The sequence below is a fragment of the Bradyrhizobium sp. 197 genome, from assembly GCF_023073375.1.
Classification (GTDB): domain Bacteria; phylum Pseudomonadota; class Alphaproteobacteria; order Rhizobiales; family Xanthobacteraceae; genus Bradyrhizobium.
Genome location: NZ_JADPJJ010000181.1, coordinates 1 through 1,522 on the forward strand (window position 1 = coordinate 1; position 1,522 = coordinate 1,522).

Annotated in this window: 1 protein-coding gene; it reads left to right on the forward strand. The window is 62.2% G+C overall.

Translation table 11 applies throughout. From position 1 onward, the window contains the following. Positions 1-155 precede the first annotated feature (155 nt). Positions 156-1,499, forward strand: coding sequence for an IS5 family transposase (locus IVB27_RS39815; RefSeq protein ID WP_247448001.1), 1,344 nt, complete (start codon positions 156-158; stop codon positions 1,497-1,499). Positions 1,500-1,522 lie beyond the last annotated feature (23 nt).

A 1,522-nucleotide genomic window follows, 5' to 3' on the forward strand; every position in this document is an offset into this window, starting at 1 on the left:
GTCGTCCGTGAAGAATTCCCAAGTCGTTGATTTAGAATCTGGAAACGGCGCACTGGGCTAATTGAGCTTGCCGGGAATCGGGTGCAACGAAGGGGATTCCTTGCAAATTTGATTTGTGATTCACTCGCCATTGAACGATTTGGCGGGGGGACCAGATGCGGCCACCGGAACGGCGGGAGACGGGAGAGCAGGATCTGTTCCGGTCCCGGCTCGATCAGATCATCGACCTGAAGCATCCGCTGGTGGCGCTGGGGCGCACGGTGGATTGGGAGTTCCTGGAACGGGAGTTTGGCGCGGTCTACACGGATGACCCGGGCCGCCCGCCACTGCCGACGCGATTGATGGCGGGGCTGGCCATCCTCAAGCACACCTATGACCTGTCCGACGAAGTGCTGTGCGAGCGCTGGGTCGAGAACCCCTACTACCAATTCTTCTGCGGCGAGGAGTTCTTCCAGCACCGGCTGGTGTTCGATCGCTCGTCACTGACGCGCTGGCGCAACCGGATGGGCGAGGAACGGCTGCAGGCGCTGCTGCAGGAGAGCCTGTCGGTTGCCACCAGGACCATGGCGATCAAGCCGTCCGAGCTGTCACGGGTGATCATCGACACCACGGTGCAGCCCAAGAACGTGACGTTCCCCACCGATGCCAAGCTTCTGAACCGGGCGCGCGAGAAGCTGGTGCGGCTGGCGCAGTGCCATGGGGTGAATCTGCGCCAGTCCTATGCACGGGTGGGCAAGTTCGCCCTGATCCAGCATCAGCGCTATGCCCATGCCAAACAGTTCAAGCGCGCCAACCGGATGCTCAGGAAGCTGCGCACCTACCTCGGCCGCGTCATCCGCGACATCGGGCGCAAGATCGAGGGCAATGGCGGGCTCGAAGCAGCGTTCACCAGGCTGCTGTTGCTGGCTCGCCGCGTGCGCGAGCAGCAGCAACGTCAACGCGGGCCGAAGGTCTATTCCCTGCATGCACCGGAAGTCGAATGCATCGGCAAAGGCAAGGCCCATCGGCCTTACGAGTTCGGCGTCAAGGTCAGCGTTGCCACCACCCTCAAGCACTGCAAGGGCGGCCAGTTCGTTACCCACGTGAAGGCGCTGCCCGGCAATCCATATGACGGCCACACCTTGGAAACCGTGATCCCGGACATGGAGGCGCTGGTCGGCAACACCATCGCGCGCATCCTCGCAGACAAGGGCTACCGCGGCCACAATGCACCACCCCATTACAAGTTCAGGGTCTTCCTCTCCGGCCAGAAGCGAGGGGTAACGCCACAGATCAAGCGTGAACTCCGTCGCAGGTCCGCCGTCGAGCCCGTCATCGGCCATCTCAAAGCTGAGCATCGCATGGGCCGCAACTATCTCTGGTTCCGGCGCGGCGATGCCAACAACGCCGTCCTCGCCGCCGTCGGCTACAACTTCCGCCGCCTGATCCGCTGGCTGAGGATTTTGTTGCGCCAAATCCTCAGCGCTCTCTTCGTGGGGCCGACGATCAATCCGGTCTGAAATTAGCGTTCTTCACGGACGAC

What these genes read in the sequence shown, in the direction of transcription:
- IVB27_RS39815 (WP_247448001.1), top strand. Translation starts at nt 156, where the DNA reads ATGCGGCCACCGGAACGGCGGGAGACGGGAGAGCAGGATCTGTTCCGG.